The sequence below is a fragment of the Pseudomonas sp. SMN5 genome (genome assembly GCF_052041925.1).
Lineage (GTDB): Bacteria > Pseudomonadota > Gammaproteobacteria > Pseudomonadales > Pseudomonadaceae > Aquipseudomonas.
This window is the reverse complement of record NZ_JBKGGX010000014.1, coordinates 130,075-151,232: the sequence shown is the minus strand read 5'-3', so window position 1 is coordinate 151,232 and position 21,158 is coordinate 130,075. Positions and strand designations below refer to the sequence as shown.

The 21,158-nt window shown below is 58.0% G+C and carries 9 protein-coding genes and 2 pseudogenes; 5 read left to right on the top strand and 6 right to left on the bottom strand.

The annotated features are described in order from the left end of the window. The first annotated feature begins 68 nt into the window (after nt 1–68). Entirely contained in the window at nt 69–935 is an 867-nt protein-coding gene (locus ACLEJR_RS16130) for a DUF6279 family lipoprotein (RefSeq protein WP_440815014.1), read from the top strand. Nucleotides 936–1,080: 145 nt separating this feature from the next. On the opposite strand, the gene ACLEJR_RS16125 is transcribed toward ACLEJR_RS16130, so the two are convergent. Next, entirely contained in the window at nt 1,081–1,473 is a 393-nt protein-coding gene (locus tag ACLEJR_RS16125; RefSeq protein ID WP_440797633.1) for a transcriptional regulator, read from the bottom strand. 175 nt (nt 1,474–1,648) lie between these two features. Here ACLEJR_RS16125 and ACLEJR_RS16120 point away from each other — a divergent pair, with 175 nt between their 5' ends. The 4 genes and pseudogenes from ACLEJR_RS16120 to ACLEJR_RS16105 all read left to right on the top strand — a co-directional run bounded on the left by ACLEJR_RS16120 (nt 1,649) and on the right by ACLEJR_RS16105 (nt 4,399). After that, nucleotides 1,649–2,380: a DUF899 domain-containing protein gene (locus ACLEJR_RS16120; RefSeq protein WP_440815012.1), complete on the top strand. Its 732-nt coding sequence runs from the start codon at nt 1,649–1,651 to the stop codon at nt 2,378–2,380. 261 nt (nt 2,381–2,641) lie between these two features. Next, nucleotides 2,642–2,913, top strand: a pseudogene (locus ACLEJR_RS16115) (hypothetical protein). A 100-nt stretch (nt 2,914–3,013) separates the two neighbouring features. Continuing rightward, a complete protein-coding gene (locus tag ACLEJR_RS16110; protein ID WP_440815010.1) occupies nt 3,014–3,226 on the top strand; it encodes a hypothetical protein in 213 nt (70 codons plus the stop codon). Nucleotides 3,227–3,493: 267 nt separating this feature from the next. Then, nucleotides 3,494–4,399: a tetratricopeptide repeat protein gene (locus ACLEJR_RS16105; RefSeq protein ID WP_440815009.1), complete on the top strand. Its 906-nt coding sequence runs from the start codon at nt 3,494–3,496 to the stop codon at nt 4,397–4,399. Nucleotides 4,400–4,511: 112 nt separating this feature from the next. Here the strand turns inward: ACLEJR_RS16105 and ACLEJR_RS16100 are convergent. The 5 genes and pseudogenes from ACLEJR_RS16100 to ACLEJR_RS16080 form a co-directional block, all read right to left on the bottom strand. Further along, nucleotides 4,512–5,213: pseudogene (locus tag ACLEJR_RS16100) on the bottom strand (transposase). Nucleotides 5,214–5,578: 365 nt separating this feature from the next. Then, nucleotides 5,579–6,133, bottom strand: coding sequence for a hypothetical protein (locus ACLEJR_RS16095; RefSeq protein ID WP_440815007.1), 555 nt, complete (start codon nt 6,131–6,133; stop codon nt 5,579–5,581). Nucleotides 6,134–6,829: 696 nt separating this feature from the next. After that, the gene (locus tag ACLEJR_RS16090) at nt 6,830–7,138 is read right to left on the bottom strand and encodes a transposase (RefSeq protein ID WP_440815032.1); all 309 of its coding nucleotides are present in this window, start codon (nt 7,136–7,138) and stop codon (nt 6,830–6,832) included. A gap of 464 nt (nt 7,139–7,602) precedes the next feature. Further along, the gene (locus tag ACLEJR_RS16085; RefSeq protein ID WP_440815006.1) at nt 7,603–8,022 is read right to left on the bottom strand and encodes a hypothetical protein; all 420 of its coding nucleotides are present in this window, start codon (nt 8,020–8,022) and stop codon (nt 7,603–7,605) included. Between the two features lie 8 nt (nt 8,023–8,030). Next, nucleotides 8,031–21,143, bottom strand: coding sequence for a two-partner secretion domain-containing protein (locus ACLEJR_RS16080; RefSeq protein WP_440815004.1), 13,113 nt, complete (start codon nt 21,141–21,143; stop codon nt 8,031–8,033). Nucleotides 21,144–21,158: the final 15 nt, after the last annotated feature.

Sequence of the window (21,158 nt, the reverse complement as noted above, 5' to 3'; positions counted from 1 at the left end):
AAAGTCGGCTGAACTGCCACGCGTCTGCGATGCTCAAACAAGCACCTCCGCTTCGCAAGGACTCGCCCATGTCGCGCTGGTTGACCCGCACCGCCGTTTTCGTCGCCCTGTTGCTCACGCTCACCGCGTGCAGCCGCATCGGCCTGGCCTACCGCAACCTCGACCTGATCATCCCCTGGACCCTCAACGATTACCTGGAGATCAACGGCGAGCAGAAAGACTGGTTTGACGAACGCCTCAAACAACACCTGAGCTGGCACTGCACCACCCAATTGCCCGGTTACCTTGACTGGCTGGACCGCCTCAAGACCATGGTGCAAACCGACCAGGTGACCGACCAGACCCTGCAACAGCGCACCCGGGAAGCCAAGGCCGCCATCGCCGAAACCGCCCGGGCCATCACCCCGTCGGCCATCGAGCTGCTGCAAGGTTTAAGCGATGAGCAAGTGGCGGAGATGAACGCCGCCTTTGTGAAGGACCAGCGCAAACGCCAGCAGCAATACCTCAAGCCAACGTTGCAGGAACAGATCCAGGAACGTAGCGAACGCATGGAAAAACGCCTGAACGACTGGCTCGGTCCGCTCAACAGCGCCCAGCATCAACGCGTGATGGCTTGGTCAACCGCCCTGGGCGACCAGAACCAACAATGGATCGCCAACCGCGCCCACTGGCAGAACCAGTTCAGCCAAGCCGTGGCCCAACGCCACAACCCCGACTTCCCCAAACGCATCGAGCAACTGCTGGTCGACCGCGAAAGCCTCTGGACCCCCGCCTACCGCGAGGCCTATGACAAAACCGAAGCCCAGGCCCGCAGCCTGCTGATCGATCTGATGGCCGAGAGCACCCCACCCCAGCGCGAACGGCTGCTGAAGAAAATCGACGGGGTGAAGAAGGATTTCACTGATTTGAAGTGCTTGAAAGCGGCAAGGAACTGAACGGGCACGTCCACGAACATACATCAATCCCCTGTGGGAGCGAGCCTGCTCGCGATGGCGGTATGTCAGTCAACATATAGGCAACCTGACACGCCTCCATCGCGAGCAAGCTCGCTCCCACAGGGATAGGGCAGCGCATCGCCCGTCAGGCTATCTGCGCCTTCGAAGCCAAATCATCAAACGTAAACTCATCCAGCGCATCTTCCTGCTCATCCAGCACCTGGCGCGGATGATCATTACCCGGAATGCTGCTGTCGATCAGGCTCAACAATCGCGAGCCACGGGGCGTCAGCACAAAATTCTCGCCATTGCCGCCCTCTTCCTCCGGACGAGGCTCGATATAGCCACGCTCAAGCAGTAACTTTTCGTACTCCCCAGCGACCGCTTTCAGATGATCGAGGTTCTCGATGTCCTCACCCGCCGCCGCCTTCTGCGCTGCGTACTCCTCCGCATAAGGCCGAGGCGTAAAACTGTGGCCGGCGCCGTTCTGCACTTCGTGCAACAACTTCTCGATCAAGTCCCAGTTATAAGTCGTCATCCTGATCCATCCTCCAAAGAGTGAGATGCCTACCTAATCTGTGACCCAAGCGCTGCGCCGCCGTTCAGCCGAGCTTCCCGGTGGGCCATGCCACCAGCCGACCAACGGCCTGTCGAATTCCCCCCAGGCCAGACGACCACTTGCTGAAGCACCTCTGCCAACAGGAGAAACCACCATGAACGTAGAGCACCATCCCGTCGTCTCGCGAGAAGAATGGCTCGCCGCCCGCCGCGAACACCTGGCCCACGAAAAGGCCTTCACCCGCGAACGCGACAGACTCAGCGCCGAACGCCGCGCCCTGCCCTGGGTAAAAATCGACAAACCCTACCGCTTCCAGGGCCCCCACGGCGACCTGAGTCTGGCCGACCTGTTCGGCGGCCGCAGCCAACTGATCATCTATCACTTCATGTTCGGCCCCGGCTGGGAAGAAGGCTGCCAAGGCTGCTCCTTCCTGTCCGACCACATCGACGGCGCCAATCAACACCTGGCCCACCACGACGTCGCCGTGGTCGCAGTCTCCCGCGCCCCCTTCGCCGAATTCCAACCCTTCAAACGCCGCATGGGCTGGGCCTTCGACTGGGTCTCGTCACACGGCTGCGACTTCAACCACGACTTCGGCGTCAGCTTCAACACCGAGGACCTCGCCAGCGGCAAAGCCACCTACAACTACGAAAAAACTGACACCACCGCCACCGAACTCCCCGGCCTGAGCGTCTTCTATCGCAACCAAGCCGGCGACATCTTCCACACCTACTCCACCTACGCCCGCGGCCTGGACATGCTGGTCGGCACCTACCACTATCTCGACCTGACCCCCAAAGGCCGCAACGAAGACGAAATCATGGATTGGGTACGTCATCACGACAAATACGAAGACGCCAAGCCCCACAACTGCTGCCATAGCTGACGCCCAGGTCACCAGTCGAGCACCGCCTGTGGCGAGGGAGCTTGCTCCCGCTCGACTGCGAAGCAGGCGCCCGCTTTGCCTGCCCCAACGCAGTCAAAAACCCGACCGCATGCAGGTCAGAGTTCCTACATAAAGCTCGGAAAGCGGTGGCTTGCGGCGTTTGGAACAGGAAGCTTATAGTCCCCCGTCGCCCCAATGGCGGCTCAGGTTTGGCGACCTGCTAACGAGTAGCTCTCACTAAATCAAACGAGGCTACAACTTATGACCCGATACATGCCTATCACCGGTATCGACATCACCCCAGCAACCCTGCTGATCGACACCGAAGCCCCACTCGACGTCCTCTTCGAAACCGCCGACTACCGCATCCGCACTGTGACACAGCTGCTTGAGAACATCGCCTTCCGCTCGGATATCAGCTCCGACACGTTGGTGCTTACCGATTTCTGCAAAATGCTGACGATATCGCTGCGCGATGGGTGTGATGTGATGGACGTGATTGGAGACGCTTGCGGGCGCAAGCGGCGGAGTAATGGAAACGGGCGGCCTGAGGGTCGCCCGTTTTAAGGTTTCTACAAGCAAAGATGCCATCAGAGGATGAGATGAACCGCGTAATGCAGGCACGGAGAACACATGACTAAGACTTTCACAGAGTTCAACCCCACCGAATACCTCAACACGTCCGAAGCCATTTCGGAATTCATGAGCGATGCCTTGGAAACCGGCAATGCTAGCTATATCGACAAAGCTACGGCAGTGATAACACACGCCAAGAAAATGACCGAATTGCCCAGCGAGACCAGCCCATCCCGTAAAAATGGGAACAACTCATCCAACCTGCGTTGATCATGCAAAAGCGAGCTTTCCTATCCGCGCCAATCAAGATGCTTAGGTGAGTAGCCTAGCAGGCAATATTTCACTTTAAGATCTGTCCTCCTAGTGTGCTGTTCGCAAAATAACTTATTGAGCTTCCATCTACACTTCAAACGTCATCGCTGCCTGGGAGAGCTTACCGTGAACGCTCTGGACATCACACATCAGAACATCTATGGCTCGACCGTGTGATTGATAGCATAATGCCTCCTGTTTTATTTCAACGGACGCATGGAAGCCATGTTCAAAACTCTGTCTCTCCTGCTGCTTTTGGCCGCGATCACGGGCTGTCAGAGCCTGACCCGACCGACCGATTTCGACTCTTCACTTGTTGGCTTGCGATGCATGATGATCGCAGGTAAGAAACCCTTCGAGCGGGACAATCTGCTTTACATCGAACGCTATGCCAATTATGGAAATGCTACGTGCAAGGCAATGCTGGGTAAGATGTATCAGGAAGGAGGATACGGCGTCGATCAAGATTTCAGTAAGGCCCGGGCGCTGTTCGTCGAGTCTGCCGTGCTGGACCCGGCCACGAATATTCTACTCGGGCAGATGGCGGAGCGCGGTGAAGGTGAGCCGGTGGACTACGCCAAGGCCCGCGAACTCTATCGCCTCTCGGGCAAGAATGCCGTGCTGGCGCTGGGGCGATTGATGGAGGAAGGTAAAGGTGGCCCGCAGGATCTGCCTGGTGCCTTGGCACTCTATCTGGAGTCGGTGAAGTACTGTCGCGATGATGCCTGGGAGGCGATGAACCGTTTGCGCAAACAGGGGCAGCCGCTTAATGAGGTGCAGGCGAAGCGGTATCAGCAACTTTGGATCACGAGTTTCCTCAAGCAGCAGAGCCGCCGTATGGCTGTTCGGGAAGTGTTCGAAGCAGTCAATGCTACGGGCGAAGCTAAGAACGTGAAGTTGTCCTACCGCTTCAAGTCAGACAGCGGTGCGCCTCAGGTCACGATGATCAAAGGTTCGGGCGATGCCAATGTAGATAGGTGGATCATGAAGGCAGCGTCGCGGATCACAATGGGTGACTCCGCGCCGCTGACGGGTAGCTCGGGTGAACAGGAGATCCTGGCGCCGCTTGTATTCTCACCTCAAGACACTCAACGCCTGGATTGGATATGCGGGAGAAGGCCTTGTAGTTGATTGCACTAATCAATGGTCCAATGAACGCCCGATTGGAAGGGACCGGCGGCAAGGCTCCGGTTATGAAAATTCGGAAAAGGGGGGCGTAAAAACGTATACAAAGGGGACAGATTTATTTTTCTACCTCAGTCCTTGGCCGCCCCTGCCCTCGCTGCTCTATCCGCACGCCAACAATTCGTTCCACCTCGTCTACGAAACGGCTTGTACCCGTCAGTTGGCCTCGCTGCAAAGCATCGCGGATCAATCGAAGCTGATCACAAGGAATGGCTTGGCGCACATATTCCTCATACCGAAGCCGCCGCTCCAGCGGGGTATCAGCCAAGGCCAAGAAGCATGGATCAGCATCTAACCAGCGCCCATCAGGCTCATCACTTACCCGGTTTCAAAAGCTCGACCACGCATAGTCTGCGACATCGGCGACCATGCGAGCGCATACAGGATTCAATTCAATGTAACGACTACAGGCGAGCAAATATGAATCCGACTGCACTACGCTGGATTTGTAACGGCTTTCCCACAAGGTGCCTGAACGCCCTTCCAATCGATTTCGATAGCGCGTTGCACGAGCAGCCAACGCTTTCATTAACTGTCCCAGCCCAACGGTCGATTCACCCGGAGCCAGCAACAAATGGACATGATTCGTCATCAGGCAATAGGCATAGACCTTTACCCCGAAAGCATCTTTTAGCTCGCGCAGATCAGATAGATAGCGCTGATAATCCTCTGCCGCTGCAAACACTACCTGTCGGTTATGGCCCCGCTGTACTACGTGGTGCGGGTAGTTTGGTAAAACAATACGTCCCATTCTGGGCATATTTAGGCTCCTCCATCCTTGGAAGTCTTCAGCGTAGCAGATGATTGAAAAATAAATCTGTCCCCTTTTCGCTCTCAGCAAGCAGCTCTATAAAAAAGAGATAGTCTTCATCTGAGTAGAAGCAAGCCGTTCGATTGTTCCCTCGTTGAATTAGATTTAAGGGTACGCCTTGCATCACTACACGTGCTCTGCGTGGCATGGTGACTCCTTTCATACTTGTCGAGTCGAAAGCTTAGCCAACGTCAGAGAAAACATAGCCTTTAACTATGTCATGCTATTTCTATCAATCAAAATGCATCACTTGCCTGCCCAGCTATCCTTCTTAACGCAACGGAAAACGTGGTCTGTCCCCCTTTCTTCCCCGACTAGCTAGAATAGGAAGAAATCAGAGCCTTTGCGATTATACCTTCCGCGGTGCGGCCGGATGCCAGCTCAGCCAGCTCATCCATCGAGATCAAATTTGAGCTTAAATACTCGTAGAAACCCTCTTGAAGCTCTGATTTTTTCACAGCAACAACGCCAAATTCCTCATATGCGCTTTCAAAGGCAACCCATTTGCACGCGCTTTCGCATAGAACTATTGGATAACTAACTGCTCCATCAAAAAAACTTTCAAACTTTTTATTTAACCAATAAACATCTTTCTCTAAATCGCTTCCATCGAAGGAAAAACAAGAGTTACCTAATCGCTCGCCTCCTGAAAACTTTATAAATACATCCGACTTATAGCTGGAAACGCTATTCCATACCAATCCCGAAAAGATTTCAAAAAAACAGAGCAATGGCCTCTCAAAAAACCAAAACAGAAATCCACCACCAACAAAAACATTCATCGGCAAGTCTTTATTAAAATTTATCACCCTTGACAGCCTATCAAGAAAACAATTCAAATCTTCATCTTCAACTTTCAAAACAGCCATGACTACTCTCCTGAAAACCTGATTTTCGCAGTTGGTTTTTTCACCCCTTCTATAGTCAACGACGCGGAAGGTTGCCCTGTTGACGTTGAAGATGGATAGAATCGATAGGTCTTCTCTCCATTAGTTAATACAGTAACTGAGCCATCTTGAGAAATTGTCTTTTTAAAACCATTAGACTCAAGGGTCTTTATGGCGCCGCTCTGACTAATGTTCGCCTCTATCTGCCCTGCGCTATTCCGCGTAGCTTTCGGCAAAAACTCAATCGATGTTGCTTTTGGACCACCACTAGCACTTCCAGAGGATAGCAGAAAACGGGGACTGACCACGTTTTCCAGCTAAGAAACTGAATTTTTCCCCGGGCGCCCTGGGGATCCTCGCTGAACTCGACGTCCGATCATAGCTTCAATTTCAGCAGCAAATCGTGAACTCCCAAGCACATAGTTTCCGTTGGTGGCAGACCGAATTTGGTCTACCAGCCCTATTTCCAGCTCACTTCTAAAAAGCTCTCTGTATGCTTCAGCAGTCGATATATCTGCCCCGCCAAGAGACAGATACTGAATGTGTGGTGTAATGAAGTGCGAAAACTCTGACTGTGCATTAGCGCGATAACTCGACCAACGATATTCTGCGGGATGTGCGACGATTTTCGCCCGAACAGGATTCAGCTCAATATAACGATAGCAAGCTAATACATAGCTATTGCTTTGAACAAGGCAGGAACGGAAGCGCCCTCCCATAAGTCCCACTTCGTCCATATGTACGATTCACATACTGCACATATTTCTGCCCTACCCCCTTCATAAGCGAAGCTGCACTGCTTTGCTCCTGAGGGCCAACTAGTAAGTGAACATGATTAGTCATTAAGCAAAATGCATGAACCTCACAACGACTTTTGCTAGCCTGCTCAGCAAGCAGCTCTATAAAAAAGAGATAGTCTTCATCTGAGTAGAAGCAAGCCGTTCTGTTGTTCCCTCGTTGAATTAGATGTAAGGGTACGCCTTGCATCACTACACGTGCTCTGCGTGGCATGGTGACTCCTTTCATACTTGTCGAGTCGAAAGCTTAGCCAACGTCAGAGAAAACATAGCCTTTAACTATGTCCTGCTATTTCTATCAATCAAAATGCATCACTTGCCTGCCCAGCTATCCTTCTTAACGCAACGGAAAACGTGGTCTGTCCACCTTTCCCCCTCCCTGTACTTCATTTTCAGCTCGTTCCTTGCGCCATTCGCATACTTTGCAATGTCTTCCGCGCTCGCACCGCGAGCACGCATCTTATCCACAGTCCCTGTAAATCATAAACATCTTTAACATAGTTTTGCCGGACAGGCGGGAGATACCCTAAGTCTCCGTCAGCTTTAGGTATAGCGTTATCCCAAGCAGCCCCCCCTTTTGCATCGCTCGCAAGGGTATCAGTTTCTTTGGCTACATCCCCAGCTCCCCCCTTTTGCTCCAACAAGTTACAAAATTCAGTCCTCTTTATACACCTGCACCCTCTCCAAAAACCGATGTACCTCTTGTGGTTCTCGCTCAACGAGGCCTACATAATGCTGATACTCATTAACCAACAACGAATACCCAAAAATATAGCTAATTCCGAACGCATCAAAAAGAGCCTTATAGTCAGTGGTCGACTGAGTAATACAGAACTCCCAACCTGCTGGAACCTCTGAGTTTATCAAGTCGAACATATAGCTCGGAGCCCAGAACGGTGGCTGACCAGGTGCTCTCACTAAAAAATCCACCCGATCGAAAATAAATAATAAAGCGTATACGACGTAACTTTCACCAACCGTTAACGGAGAGTAATCAGTTTGATCAACCTCACCCAAATACCGCTTCGATAGTGGAATAGCATCACCAAGGCTAGACTTACAAATCGCCAACATGTATTTACTCACTTAAATTTGAAATCATCAATGGCTCCAGTAATGGAGTTTCTGACGTAATGGATTTCAATACCATTGATATTTTGGGCTGACTTTACCCAACCATCAGCAGCCGGCCATCGAGGGTCAGTCATAGGAACAGGTAGCGTACGTCCAGCCGCTGGATTTGAAATAGCCTGCTCCATAGCGAGCTGTTCATTCAAATTAGCAGGCGTAGATCTGCCTGTCGAACCCAAGCCTAGTGGTTTGTTAACTACGGACGGTATTTCAGTGCCTTTTGGACCACCAACACCTGCAACTACCGGACTTTTACCCAGAATCGCCATACCAAGCGTAAATTTCAGCTCGGTCAGCAATGTCACCCGTTCGTCCAGCGACAACTGCCGTCCAGCCTGTTGATCAAGCCAACTGGTCTCCTTGGCCCACTGATCGACCCCTGCCAACTCATCCGGCGTCAGCCAACCTTCCTTGAGGTTCTTCGCAAACGCCATTTGCTTATCTGAGGTAAAAAGCGCTCCCCAACCATCTACACCTTGTGACGGAACGGCAACCGCCCCTGGATTTCCCGTGAGAAGCCCGGCCATGTCATAAGAAACATTACGCCGCAGGAAGTCCATCAGGTCCTTGGCGACAGGGGCGTCCAAAGAAACCGCGCTTTGCTGGATCGCCTCCACACACGCTCTACTTTCACAGGCGTTGATGGCCATGGAACGCTGGGCAGATAGCTCTTCGTACTTTCCAACGATCTCGCGGATGTTCTGTGCGCTACACCCTTCAGTCGCCCGACACCCCTGAAGCTCTTTAAGCAGACGCTCTGCTGACTGATGATTGAGATTGTTGTACTGCGTTGCGTTTGCCGTTACCGCAGCAGCGGCGGATGCATCCCCGCCCGTAAACGCCGCCGTCAATACACCAATCAGCTGAGAAGCGCCCAACAACTTGCTTACGCCTTGTTGGTACTCCACGCTATTTCGATCTACTCCGACCGGCAATAACTTGTCGGCAAGGGCATCTACCAACGCCTCGTTCGCGCCAGCAGCGATGGCGCCTGTACGGAAGTCCCCTCCCATGGCTTCCGCCATCAATCCACCCAACGCGGCATGCATCACCACTTTGGAAAGCTTGCCATTGTCAAAGACGGTGATATCACCAATTTTATTAGCCGAAACCGCCCCACCAATGCTGATCGCCGAACCCAATGCAGACGCAATCAGATTGTCTTTCAGGCTTCCGCCAGTGATCACCGTCTTGGCGGCGGCGTCGGCGGCCACTTTTATAGCCACGTTTTGTGCACTGGCGAGATCAAATTTCAGATCCGTAGGGCTAAACCCGAACTGCGAGGCGATACCCGCTGTCGCACCCGCCAGCACGTAGCCTTTCAGACTCTCGGATGAAAATACGTCTTTGAAAACTGCGCCAACGTTACCTTGGTTATTAATTGCGCTGACTGCCGCGCCGCTGGCCGCAGATGTCAGGACGGCTGAGGCCATTAAGTTCCCCAACCCCGCCCCAACTGTCGAACCGACTGCAGCTCCGCCCGCCACCGCGGAGGCTGTTGCCGTACCGGCTGCCGCCATCGCCGTACCTGAACCGGCTGTTGCGCCGGCAGCGGTTCCCACTGCCGCACTCGCTGCCCCCGCCGTCAGTACGGTGACGATGATGATGATCGCCAGCATAGCCCCCTGCCCAAGGCTGGAGCTGCTGTACTTGAACGACTCGTGAGTTTCTTTCACCAACCGCCAGTCAACATCGCCACGCTGTTCGGCCTCCTTGAGCCAAGCCAACTGAGGGTCAGCTTTAACCATCGCATCAATGGTCTGACTGACCGTGTTCTGGTTGATATTCTTGATATCGATGTTCAAGCCATCGACCGCTTTGATGACCAAGTTTCCCTGAGCGACAAGTTGGCTTTGGATCAAGGTCTCGTCCGTATGGCCTTTGCCCTTCATCGAGTTCCAGGCCATGCTGGATTTACTCTTTGTATGGCTCTCCTGAACCAGATCCTTCACACCCTCAAAGGTAATCGCCCCTCCACTCTGTACAGTCAGGTCATCCCCACTGTTCAACTTCGCAGCCTGATACCGCTGGTCATCCCCACTGACCAACGTCAGATCGCCCCCCGTGGTGATCTCGCTCCCCACGTTCTTGACCTTGGTCACCTCGTCATGCTTGGTCTGTTTTTTCCCAAAGCTGCCTTTTTTCTTCTTGTCATACAGCGAATAATCACTGTCCTGCGCAGCTAACACGTCGAGGTTTTCGCCCGCCACCAGATAGGCTTCATCCCCGGCGCTGATGCGGCTGGCGATGACGGCCATGTCTTTTCCAGCCCCTAGCGTCACGTCACCACCGGCGGTGATGGCGCTGCCGATCTGTTCGACGTGGTCCTTCTGAACAGTGACCTTCTTACTTTTGGACGAGTAGTGGTCTTCATCCGCCGCCGAGCTGATGCCGAGGTTCTGCGTGGCGCTCATGGCAATGTCGCGCTTGGCATCGACCTGGCTGGCAATGACGTTGATGTCACGCCCGGCCTGGGCGGAGAAGTCACGTCCGGCTTCGACGGTAGTGCTCAGTTGGGTGACATCGCTGCTGTTGTATCGGCGGCCTCGGGACTCGCTGTTGGTGAGCTGTGTGGACAACAGGTTCACGTCCCGGCCGCCGTCCAGCTTCATGTCGCGACCGCTTTGCAGCACGCCGCCGATCACGTTGATGTCTTGCCCGGCGCCCATCGTAAGGTCATTGGCCGCTTCTATCCGTGCGGCGTTGTCCGCATAGTCGTGATGCTGGCTGCCGAAACGGGTGCTGTTTTCGGATGACGTGAGGGTTCGCTCGACTAGCACGTCGCCGGTGAGCGCCGTCATGTTCACGTCGCGACCGGCAATGATCCCGCCGGACTTGTTGACGATGTTGTTCACCGCCAATACATCCAGACGATTACCGGCCTCGATCAAGCCGCTGTTGACCAAGTCTTTGCCGGCCGTGGCCGACAGATTGTTGGAGGCGCGCAGGGTGCCGACGTTATCGAGGTTCTGGCCGGCGATCAGTGTCACGTCGTTACCGGCGATCAGCGCTCCGGTAGGGCCGAGGCGACCTTCGGCCTGGGCCAGGTACAGCACCGGCACCAGGACTTTTTCACCATTCACTTCATGCTCTTCGAGCCAGACGATGTCGTGGGTCAGCGCCGCGACTTGCTCGGATGTCAGCGTTACCCCTACTGACAAACCGAGTTCCTGTTTGCTGGCGATGGCGTTGTTCATCAGGTACTTGAAGAGGCCTTCGTCGCTGGTCTGGCCGTCGATGAAGCGCTGGCCGGTGCGGGCGACGACCGCTTGTTGGATCAAGCGCTGTTCATAGAGGCCATCACCCAGGCGTTTGGCGCTTTGGTCCGGGTCGTAGCCGAGGTTTTGCAGCAGGTAGTCCGAGCTCATGAACGACTTGAGTTCGGTGAGCACGGGGTTGGTTTCGATCAGGTATTTTTGCGGGTTGGTCGTGAAAGACGTCTCCGGTACCCCTTGAACGCGCACGACCGCCTGGCTGGAGGCTGGTGTGTCAACCGCATTGCCCACCTGTGGGACGACCTGGGCCGTTGGGAGTATGTTTGTGCCGGTGACATTCACGGCGGCCACTTGAGTCCCGGTGCCAACGCCGCTGTTGCGACTCGGCATTGGCAGTGAGTGGCTGCCTTCTACGGGGGCACCGACGTTGAGCGCACTGGCTCTCACGTTGCTGTCGTCGGCTTGACGAGTGATCAGGCCCAGTTGCCGATCACTGGTGCCCACCGCCGCAGCAGCACCTACCTGGATATTACGAGCCTGCGCATCAGGCAGGTCTTGCTGGCGCTGGCTGGTGCTGATCGAGGCGCTGCCCATGCTCCAGTTCTGCGAACCGGTGCTGGCCTGGGTGGCCTGTTGAACCGAGCCGCCCTGCCCGCTCAAACGGAACAAACCGTTCTGCCCGGTAGGCAAGGCGAAGCCAGGAAGACTCAGTGGGTTCACCTGCTGCTGGGCGCGATCAGGGGGCAGCTGATTGTTAATCCTGACGACGGCGATGCCGGTTCCGCTTGTCCTGGTGTCTGCAACCTTGTTGGTACCGCCGCTGGCGGTGTAGTCCTCATGGATGACGCTGTTCTGCAGGTCTTTGGTGGCGGTGATCGAGACGTTACCGCCGGCCTGAATAACGGCGTTGCGGATGGTGGAGGTACTGGCGGCACCGGTGTTGTCTACGGCGACTTCGACAACAGACTGTGGCGTGTACTGAGTCAATTGGCTCGGCAGAGCGACCAGATTATTCGGGTCATACAGGGATGGTGTTGAGGTTTCGAAGCCATAGCTCAGCCCAGATAACCCTCGGCCATAGCGCCGCGCGCTGACAACCTCGCCGGTTTCAGCGTCTCTGAGCTGCACGACCGGTACCGAATTTCCCTCTGTATCTATGTCTTCAAAGGATTCAGCGATAGCTTTGCGGATCGGATGTTCAATCCCGACAACGACGTAGTACACATTCGGAAAGTCAGGATTGTTGCGCTGGTTGTATGGCATCACGACGTTGGAGAAGAAACGCCCGGTGCCGCCATCGGTCAGGTCAAACACATATGACGTGGTGCGTTCGATAGTCCCACTTTGTGCGCCTATATTCTTGAGGGTGTCAGCGGTGATGTTGATGTTGCCGCCTGCTGCGACCGTGCTCTTGCTGTTGAGAAAACTCCCGCCCTGGAATGTGAAATCCTTGCCGACGCTGAGCACAGCAGAAGCGCTGGAATCGTTGTCAGTGCTTTGGAAGGTTTCACGCGCCATGATGTAGATGCTGTAGTAATCCCCCACGCAGTCACCACAGCTACCGGCAATGAGCCCCGATATCAGCTTTCGGTCACCTGACATCACCGCGCCTGAGGTGCGATTCTCAAATGCGTCAGCGTTGATCGTGAATCCGCTACCGCTCTCCATCGAACCAGAAATGTTGTAGACACCCGCAGCCCTTTGCGCGCCGCCATAGCCTGCGATGACAACATTACCCAACCCGTAAAGATCACCGCTCTGGTTGGTAAAGCTGCTCACGCCCAACGTCATGTCCGCACCACTGAATACCAGCCCGCGGTCATTGAGCAACGAAGGTGTTTTCAACACGAGGTTCCGGGCCGACCCCAGGGTCCCGGAATTGATGAGGCTTGCGGCCTGGACGGTCAGGTTGGCGTTGGAGGTCAGACGCCCGGCGTTACTCAGTTGTCCGCCGATATTTACCGTGGTGTCGCCACCGCCAGCGATGCTGGAAGCCGCGCCCAGATTCAGTTGGGCCGCAGCCAGGTCGATGCCACCGAGGCTCGACATCCGCCCGTTGCCCCCATAACTCCCCCCCAACACCAGACTGATCGACCCATCACTGGCAATCAGCCCATCGTTACTCCAATTTCCCCCACTCCCCACCAAACTGGTAGAAGCCAGCAATTGCCCCGTCCCGGTCTGAGTCAGGTTGTTCACATTGACCGTCAGCCGCCCGGCCTGGATGACGCTGCTGTTGGTCCAGCTGTCAGCTGTCAGCGTCAAGCCACCGCGGGTGACGAGGCTGCCGCCGGCGTTGGTGAGGTTGGCGGTGGAGATGTCAAAGTCGCCGCTGCCCGCGTGCAACAGACGACCGCCCAGGTTCTGGAAGTTGGCGGCGTTGAGGATCAGGCCGTTGTTGGCGGTTTCCAGCGTGCCGTTACGGTTATCGAACAGCCCGCCAATCTGGAAGTTGGTCGTGCCGCTGTTGCCCAAGGCACGCAACTGCCCGGTCTGGTTATCCAGGCTCGCCGCCCTGATCGCCAGGGTGCTGTCGCTCTCGATAATCCCCAGGCGGTTGTTCAACGCGCCGGTGAGGTTGAGATCGATCTGGCTGCCGGCGATCTGGCCGTCGTTGTCGCCGCTGTTGTCGAAATCGTTGCCCGTGACGTTGACCTTGCCTTTGGCATAGAGGCCGCCGTTGCGGTTGTCGAAGTTGCGGGTGGTGACGGTGACGTCGCCGGTCTGCGCCGAGATGCGTCCGCCGTAGTTGTCGAGGCCGCCCAGGGCGATCAGGTTCAGGCGCTGGGCCTGGGTGATGCCGCCCTGGCGGTTGTTGTTCAGGTCGTAGCCGTTTTTCAGCACGCCGCTCAGTTGGGTGGTGAGCAGACCTTGGACGCTGGCGAGCACGCCGCCACGGTTGTCCAGGTTGCGCCCGACGACCGTCACGTCACCGGCCTTGGCTTGGAGGCGGCCGCTCTGGTTGTCGAGGTCGCCGGTCAGGGTGAGCTTCAGCGCGCCCTGGCTTTGTACGACACCTTTGCCGTTGCTGAAGTTGGCCGCGTCGATCTGCACACCGCTGTTCTGGCTGTAGATCAAGCCATCCGCGTCGTTCTGTACCGCGCCGGTGGTGTTGAGGATCAGTTGATCATTGGCCGCGACGGCGCCGCGATTGCGGTTGTCCAGGCCACCGGTGAGCAAGGTCAGCAGGCCTTGGCTGGCGATCTGGCCGCCCTGGTTGTTGATCTGCGTGGCGCGCTCGACCCGTAGGGGGCCGACGCTGGCGAGCTTGCCGTTGGTGTTGGTCAGGGCACCGAGCAGGTCCAGGGTGACGGCGGCGTTGCCGATCAGGTTGCCGCCGCTGTTGTCCAGGCTGGTGCCGGTGAAGTTCAGGGCGCTCTGTGCGTTGATGGTGCCGCTGGCGTTGCCCAGGGTCATGGCGTTCATGACCAGGGTGGCGCCGCTGTCGATCAGGCCGCCTTGGGCGTTGTTCAGCGGACCGCCGGTGACGGTCAGGGTCTGGTCGCTGCCACTGGAGAGGATGCCGCCACGGTTGTCCAGGCTGGCCGCGTTGACGGTCAGGTTTTTCTGGGTGACCAACGCACCGGCGCCGCTGTTGAGCAGTGCACCGCTGAGGGTGACGCCGAGGTTTGCGTTACGGCTGGAGAGCGTGCCGTTGTTGCGGTTGTCGAGGCTGGTGCCGTTGATGTCAAGCCCCTGCCAGCCGGAGATCAGGCCGTTCTGATTGATCAGGGTGGTGCCGGTCACGCCGAGGGTCTGGCTGCTGATCAGCTTGCCGCCGCTGTTATCGATCGTCTGGCCGCCGAGGTTGAAACCCAGGCTGCTGGAGATTTCGCCGCCCTGGTTATCCAGATTGCGCAGGCCGTTGACGGCCAGTTGGCCTTTGGCGGTGATCAGGCCATTGCGGTTGTTCAGGTCATGCCCGCCGAGGTTCAGCGTCAGGGCTTGTTCGCCCAGCAAACGCCCGCCGTTTAGGCTGAGCGCTGCCAGGGTCAGGTACAGGTCGCCCTTGGCCGACACTTCACCGCCGTCGCTGGAATCCAGCGAATCGGCGCCCAGGGTCAGATTGGATTGGGCATTGATCAGGCCGTTGGCGCTGTTGTTCAGGGCCGTGGCGTTTAAGACCAGCGCGCCGCTCGCCAGCACGCTGCCGCCCTGGTTGTTCAGATTGCCGCTGTTGAGGGTCAGCCGTTGCGCAGCGCTGATCAGGCCCTGAGCCTGGTTGTCCAGCTGTTGCTCGACCGTCAGGTCGAGGTTGCCACGGCTAGTCAGGGTGCCGCCGTTGTTGTTCAGGCTTTGCCCACGGACATCGACGCTGGCCGCGCCGATCAGGCCTTTGACGTTGTTCAGCGCCTGGGCGATGCGCAGGGTCAGGCCCTGGTTGCTGAGCAGCCGGCCGCCATCGTTGTTGAGGTTTTGTGCCGTCAGGGTGAAGGCTTGGGCGCTGGAGATTTCACCGCCCTGGTTGTTCACGCCGAGCAGGTTTTTCAGCAGCAGCGTGCCGGGGGCGTTGATCAGGCCGTTCTGGTTGTTGAGCTGGCCGTTGTTCAGATCCAGGCTCAGCGAGGTGTTGCTGAACAGCTGGCCGCCCTGTTGATCCAGGCCGGACACCGAGGCCGTCAGCGCGCCTTGGCTGCCGATGCGGCCGCCGTCCTGGTTGGTGACCTGGGCCGCGTTGAGGTTCAAGGTGCTGGCGCTGTTGAGACGTCCGTTCTGGCTGTTGTTGAACGCACCGGTGCTGACGCTCACCGCGCCTTTACCGCTGATGCTGCCCTGCTGACGGTTGTCCAGCGCCGCGCTGGTGAGCAGCAAGGCGCCGTCGGTCACCAGTTCGCCGCCCAGGTTGTCGAGACGGCCCAGGCTTTTAACCGTCAGGTTGGCCGCGCTGGACAGGCTGCCGCCAGCGTTGCTCAGGTTGGCGGCGCTGACGTCCAGAGTGCCTTCGCTGCTGAGTTGGCCCTTGGCGTTGATCAGGTCGCCACTGAGATCGACGCGCTGGTTTTGCTGGCTGATCAGATAGCCGCCGCTGTTGTCCAGCGAAGCGCCATCGAGGTTCAACTGCGTCTTGGCACTGAGCAGGCCTTTGTTGCGGTTGAGCAGTTTGTCCACGGTGAGCTTCAACGCTTGCCCGGCAAATACCTGGCCGCTGTCACTGTTGTCGAGGTTGTTGCTCACCAGCGTGACGCCGGTGTTGCCGCTCAGCTCGCCGCCACGGTTGTCGAGATCGTCAACGTTGAGATCCAGCGCTTTTGTCGCGCCGATCAAACCAGCCTGACGGTTGTCGAGGTTGGACGCTTTCAACGTCAGGTCCGTGGTGCTGACCAGCGTGCCTTGACGGTTGTCCAGCGCAGTGACCGTGACGTCGAGCCCGGCTTTGCCGGCGATGCTGGCGGTGCGGTTGTCCAGACGATCAGCGTTCACGGTCAGCGCGCCGTCGGCGATCAGCGAACCGCGCTGGTTGTCGAGCAGCGTATCGACAGTCACATCGAGCTGATCGCGACTGCTGATCAGGCCGTCGCTGTTGTTCAGGCTGGCGCTGTGGCTGTCCACGGACGAAGCCGAGAGGATGCCTTTGGCGTTGTTCAGCGCCTGCATTGTTCGAAGGATCAGGCCCTGATTGCTGAGCAGTTTGCCACCGCTGTTATCGAGGTTGCGCGCCGCCAGGGTGAACGCTAGTTGGCTGGAAATTTCACCGCCCTGGTTGTTGACGTCCTTGAGGTTGCTCAGCAGCAACAGGCCTGGCGCGTTGATCAGACCGCCCTGGTTGTTCAGTTGGCCTTGGTTCATGTCCAGGCTGACGCTGGTGTTGCTGAACAGCTCCCCTTGCTGTTGATCCAGACCGGTGACCGATGCAGTGAGGGCCTGACTGCTGGCGATACGGCCGGCGGCGTTGTTCACCTGGGTGGCCGTGAGCGTGAGGGTGCTGCCCGAGGTGAGGCGCCCGCCCTGGCTGTTATTGAAAGCGCCAGTGCGGACTTCAGTGGCAGCGCTGCCCGAGACCAGGCCTTTTTGGCTATTGTCCAGGCTGGCGCTGTTGAGGCTCAGGCCGGCATCGGTGCTGATGGAGCCGCCCTGGTTGATCAACCCGCCCTGGCTGACAATCGACAACGCGCCGGCGCTGCCCAGGCTGCCGGCGGTGTTATCGAGGGTACCGGCGTTGACAGTCAGTTCACCTTCGCTGCTGATCAGGCCTTTGTTATTCAGCAGTGCGTTGTCGAGTGTGGTCACCAGAGCATTCAGGCTGCTGAGCGAGCCGGCGCTGTTGTCCAGGGTGCTGCCGGTGAGCGTGAGGCCGCCTTGGGCGTGGATCAGGCCCTTGGCCTGGTTGATCAGTTGCGCGACTTTCAATTCAAGCGTGTTGCCGGCAATCAGTTTGCCGCCGTCGCTGTTGTCCAGGCGTTGAGCCCCGACCTTGACGCCCAGCCCTGCGGACATTTCGCCCGCCCGGTTATCGATCTGTCCAACCTGCAGATCCAGCGCTTTTGTGCTGCCGACCAACCCGCCGTTGCGGTTATCCAGAACGCTGCCGGAAAGCTTCAGGTTGCCTTGCGCCACCAGTGCACCGCCCTGCTGTTGCAGGGTATCGATCACTGCGGTGAGGTCGGTTTGGCTGGAGATGCGGCCAAGACCGTTTTGCACCTCATCGGCCTTCAAAGTCAGCGGGCCGACGCTGCTCAGCAGGCCGCCGCTGTTGTCCAGCCGCGTGCTTTGGACGTTGACCTGGGCCTTGCCGGTGATGATGCCGTTGTTGCGGTTGTCCAGTTGCGCGACCGTCAGTTGCAGCGCCTTGTCGGCGCGCACGTTGCCGCCACGGTTGTCGAGCGAATCGCTGCGCACGGTGAGCAGGTCGATTCCGGTGAGGCGACCGCCGCGGTTGTCCAGGCTGCCGGTTTGCAGGTCCAGTGCACCTTTGGCAATCACTTCGCCCTGGTTCTGGTTGTCCAGCAGGCCGCTGATGCGTGCGCTCAGGCTGCCGTCGCTGATCAGTTGCCCGGCGTTGCTGTTGTTCAGGCTGGCAGCCTGGATGTCCACGACCTTACCCGAACCGAGCACGCCCTCGCGGTTGTCCAGCGCGCCACCAAGGCCGATGTTCAGGGCGTTGTCGCCCAGCACCTGACCGTTGCGGTTATTCAGGGTCATCGCGTTGAGCCGGGTCAGGCCGGCGCTGGAGATCTCGCCCGCCAGGTTGGTCAGCGCGCCGTTGAGGTTCACGCTCAGGTCGGCGTCGCTGCTCAAGGTGCCGCTGCTGTTGTCCAGGCTGGCTGCGCGCACGGCAAGGCCATTGGCCGAGACCAGCCCTTGGGCGTTGTTCAACGCCTGGGCGATGATCAGGTCGAGGCCCTGCTTGCTGACGATCTTGCCGGTGCGGTTGTCCAGGCTGACGGCGCTCAGGCTGAAGGCCTTGTCGCTGGAGATCTCACCGTCGCGGTTGTCCACGGCGGTGAGGTTGTTCAGCAGCAGCGCACCTGGGGTGCTGATCAGCCCGCCCTGGTTGTCCAACTGCCCGTGGTTGAGGTCGAGGGAAAGGCTGGTGTTGCTGACCAACTGGCCGTTCTGTTGCGCCAGCCCGGTGACGCTGGCAGTCAGAGCCTTGGCACTGGCGATGCGGCCGGAGGCGTTGTTCACCTGACCGGCCTTCAGGAGCAGCGTGTCACCGCTGATCACGTTACCGCCCAGGTTGCTCAGGGTCGCCGCGCTGTCGATGTTCAACGCACCGACGCTGGTCAGCTGGCCCGCATCGTTGGTGATCCCGGCGGCTTTGACGCTGGCGGTGGTATCGCTTTTGAGGCTGCCTTGGGCATTGAGCAGTTGTCCGCGCAGGTCCAGGTTCATCCCTTGCCGGGCGTAAAGCGAGCCTTGGCGATTGTCCAGCTGCCCGGCGTTGACCGCCAGGGCGCCTCGGGTGGAGATCAACCCTAGGCTCTGGTTGGTCAGGCGCTCCAGGGTCAGGCGCAGGTCGCCGTAGGCAATCAGTTTGCCGCTGTTGCTGTTATCCAGCCCGGTGCCGGTCAGCGTCAGGACGCCTTGGCTCGACACCTCGCCGCCGCGGTTATCCAACGTGCCTACGTTAAGGTTGGCCGCCTGGGTTGTGGTGACGACGCCGTTCTGACGGTTGTCCAGGCTCGCCGCATTGAGCGTCAGTAGTCCGGCCGAGGAAAACAATCCCGCCTGGTTCAGCAGTTGCGCCGAAATGCTGGCGGTGAGCGCACCGTCACTGAGCAAACGGCCCGCTGTATTATCCATCGACGCAGCGCTGAGCTGGACGCTCTTGCTTGAAGTGAGCCGGCCACTGCGGTTGTTCACTTGGCCGCTGGCGTTGATATCCAACCCCTGCCCCGCCGCGACCAGACCCGCCACGTTGTCCAGCGAAGCAACGCGCAACGTGATGCCGCTCAAGCCGGTGAATTCGCCACTGTTGTTATTCAGCTGCCTGACATTGACCTTCAGGTTGCCGTTGCTGCTGACCGTGCCTTGGCTGTTGAGCAGTGTCTCGCTAGTGACGTCGAGCGTATTGTTGCTGAGCACCCGTCCCTTGTTTTGGTTGTCCAGGGTCGCCGCATTGACCGTGGTGGCTTGCGCGCCGCTCAGGGTTCCGCCCTGGTTGCTCAATGTCTGTGCAACGTTAACCGTCAGGTTACGACTGGCCACAACGCTCTTGCCATTGTTGACCAGACTCTGCGCCGTCAGGCTCACATCCCCCACCGCATTACGGGTGTTATCCGCATTAACCCCGGCCTCGATAATGCCGTTGTTGGTCAGTTGCCCCCCCGCGCTCAGGGAAATGCTGTCCCGCGCCGCAAGGCTCTGCTGATTGCTCAGGTTGCCCTGGGTCTGGGCCTTCAATGTGGTGCCGGCGTAGACCGGACCTTGTGCATCCAGGCTCGCGGCCTTGACGTTGACCGCGCCGGTGGCCGAGGTTTGCGCCAGGCTCAAGTGGCCGTTGGCGTCGAGTTGAATATCTCCACCACTGGCGATCAACTGCCCGTCCAGCTTCACCCCGACACCGGCCTCGGTGCCCACCAGTTTGATTGCACCGGCGTACATGCCACCCAGGGCCGAGGAGTCGATTGCCAGCTGCGGCTTGGCGCTGCCGTCGTCGGCGCGGGCGGTGGCGTTGAGGGTGGCGGCATCGACGTCGTTGCGCCCGGCGACGATGGTCAGGTTCTTGGCCTGGATCTCGGCGTTGATCTTCGCGCTACGGGTGATGATCTCGAAGCTGTCGACGTTGTTGGCGTTGAGGCCCGCGCCTTCGATGGCGACGCTGCCCTGGTCGACCTGATAGCGACTCACCTGGCCGTTCTCAATGACCGGTTTGCCGGTGGTCAGGGTCGCTTTCGGGGTGTTGATGAAGCCGCAGCCGTTACAGGTGATGCCATAGGGGTTGGCGACGATGACCCGGGCCGACTGCCCCGCCACTTCGGTGTAGCCGCGCAACTGGCTGGGGTTGCCGCCGTTGACTTCGTTGAGGATGGTGGTGGCGGCCGCGCCGTTGAAGTTCGGGTTGCCGACGATGATCCCGCCCAGTTGTGTGGATTGGGTGCGGGCGGTGGCGTTGTTGAGGATCACGCCGTTGCTGCCGACGTTGTAGTCGCTGAACTGGTTGTGGGACAGACCGCTGCCGTTGGGCCGAGCGATGTTGACGATGGGCACGCCATTGCCTGCCTGGCTGAGGCCGGTGCCCGGTGCGCTGACGACGATGCCATCAGCCTGGGCCCACATCGGTTGCCAGAACATGACGTTGGCCAACACAAACGCCAGGCCGCGCTTGGGCATGCCCCAGAACCGCTCGCGGTTTTGCAGGGCAGCGCAAGGTTGGTTGGCCAGGAAGGCGTATTGGCGGTCGTCCATGATCAAGGTCTCGTT